This is a genomic window from Nocardia nova NBRC 15556, from assembly GCF_001613005.1.
Classification (GTDB): Bacteria; Actinomycetota; Actinomycetes; order Mycobacteriales; family Mycobacteriaceae; genus Nocardia; species Nocardia nova.
Genome location: NZ_BDBN01000181.1, coordinates 1 through 2,250, shown reverse-complemented (window position 1 = coordinate 2,250; position 2,250 = coordinate 1). Strand labels below are relative to the sequence as shown.

2 protein-coding genes and 1 pseudogene are annotated in these 2,250 nt (G+C 71.3%); all 3 read right to left on the bottom strand.

Annotated elements, in window-relative coordinates; genetic code table 11:
- Positions 1–739 (bottom strand): shikimate kinase (locus NN2_RS35565; RefSeq protein WP_156511572.1); only part of this gene is annotated, 739 nt, incomplete at its 3' end.
- 53 nt (positions 740–792) lie between these two features.
- Positions 793–2,013, bottom strand: a complete 1,221-nt coding sequence (gene aroC / locus NN2_RS35560) for a chorismate synthase (RefSeq protein WP_063019646.1) — start codon at positions 2,011–2,013, stop codon at positions 793–795.
- Positions 2,014–2,057: 44 nt separating this feature from the next.
- A pseudogene (locus tag NN2_RS38295) lies at positions 2,058–2,250 on the bottom strand (hypothetical protein); the annotation flags it as partial.

Below are 2,250 nucleotides of genomic sequence, written 5' to 3'. Positions count from 1 at the left end.
GGGACCGCCGGGCTCGGCGGCGCGGCTGGGTACGGTCCGTCTCGATCGAATCCGGTTGCGCGGCTTCGGTTTCACCGAGCTCGGGTGCGGTCCGGGCGGCGCTGTCGGCCGCGGCGCGGGTGCGGCGACGACGCCCACGCGGGCGGGAACGACGGGTGCCCGTAGGTTCGGCACTCGTCGAATCCGGTTGCGGCGCCGGTGTTTCGGCCGGTTCGACGCCGAGTTTGGCAAGGATGGCACGGACGACGCGGCCGGGACTGCGGCCGTCGGTGCGGATCCGGATGGAGGCTACCTCGCGATACAGCGGGCGGCGCACGCGCATGAGTTCGCGATATTTCGCGCTCGGATCGTCGCCGTTGAGCAGCGGCCGATTCGTCGACGCCCCGGTCCGGCGCAGTCCCTCGGACACGCTGATCTCCAGGTACACCACCGTGCGCCCGCGCAACAACTCCCGGGTCGCCGCGGACAGGATCGCACCGCCGCCGAGGGATACGACCCCGTGTTCGGCGAGGATCGCGCGGCGCACCACGCGTTCCTCGATGCGCCGGAATTCCGGCTCGCCGTCGGTGGCGAAGATGTCGGGGATGCTGCGACCGGTGTCCTGTTCGATCCCGGCGTCGGTGTCGTAGAGCGAGACGCCGAGCTCGCGAGCGAGCTTGCGCCCGATCGTCGACTTACCGGCCCCGGGCGGGCCGATGAGGATCACGCTGGGCCGGCCGGGGTCGCTGCGGACGATCACGACGGCTGTCCCGGGCGCCGGACCCGGGCGGTGCCGCGCGCGGGATCAGCCATTCATGCCTCCGACGCCACGACGCCCGGGATGTGCGGGCGGGTCTGGATGCGCTTCTGGTACGTCGTGAGGTTGTCGACGGTCTCGGCGAGGGAATCGCCGCCGAATTTCTCCAGCACCGCCTGCGCGACGACGAGCGCGACCATGGCCTCGGCGACCACACCGGCGGCAGGGACCGCGCAGACGTCGGAGCGCTGATGGATGGCCACCGCCTCGTCGCCGGTGGCCATATCCACGGTGGACAGCGCGCGCGGAACGGTGGAGATGGGCTTCATCGCCGCGCGCACGCGCAGGGCTTCGCCGTTGGTCATACCGCCCTCGAGGCCGCCGGCGCGGTTGGTGGAGCGCAGCACCCCGTCGGGACCAGGGCGCATTTCGTCGTGGGCGGCGCTGCCGCGCCGCCGCGCGGTCTCGAATCCGTCGCCGACCTCGACACCCTTGATGGCCTGGATCCCCATCAAGGCAGCGGCCAGCCGGGAATCCAGACGCTGTTCACCGCTGACGAACGATCCCAATCCGACCGGCAGTCCGGTGACCACCACCTCGACGACGCCACCGAGGGTGTCGCCGTCCTTCTTGGCGGCCTCGATCTCGGCGATCATCGCGGTTTCGGCCTCGGGGTCGAATGCGCGGACCGGGCTGGCGTCGACGGCCTCGAGATCGGCAGCGGACGGCACGAAACCCGGACGCGCGGCCGCGGTGCCGATCGAGACCACGTGGGAGACGACCTCGACGCCGAGGGCCTGGCGCAGGAACTGCCGCGCTACGGTGCCCGCGGCGACCCGAGCGGCGGTTTCGCGGGCACTGGCGCGTTCGAGCACGTTGCGGGCGTCGTCGAAGCCGTATTTGAGCATCCCCGAGTAGTCGGCGTGGCCGGGACGGGGGCGCGTCAGCGGGGCGTTGCGGGCCAGCTCGGCCAGTTCGGCCTCGTCGACCGGGTCGGCGGCCATGACCTCGGTCCACTTCGGCCATTCGGAATTGGCGATCTCGATCGCGACGGGGCCACCCATGGTGCGGCCGTGGCGGATCCCGCCGATCACGGTGACCTTGTCGGCCTCGAACTTCATCCGCGCGCCGCGGCCGTAGCCCAGTCGTCGCCGCGCCAGTTGCGCGGCGATATCGGCCGAGGTCACCTCGACACCGGCCACCATCCCCTCGACGATGGCGACAAGAGCGGGACCATGAGACTCACCAGCAGTAATCCAGCGCAACACGACCTCCATCTTTCCACGTCACAACGGTTCCCCGGACATCGGTGTCCACGCGGCTACACCGTGGGCCACAGTGCCGCAACGGTAGCCAGGCACATCGCGGGCCCGTGTGGCACCGTGATCGAGGCGCCGAACACACCATGGCGACGGTTCGAATCTCCGGCCGCGGCCGGACGGTCGCCGGGATGCGCGGCACGGATCGCGGTGCCGTCTCGGACGTGCGCGATCGGCCTGCCGCCGGCGCCGGCC

Coding starts and splice junctions, on each gene's coding strand:
- aroC (WP_063019646.1), bottom strand. CDS start 2,013: ATGGAGGTCGTGTTGCGCTGGATTACTGCTGGTGAGTCTCATGGTCCC.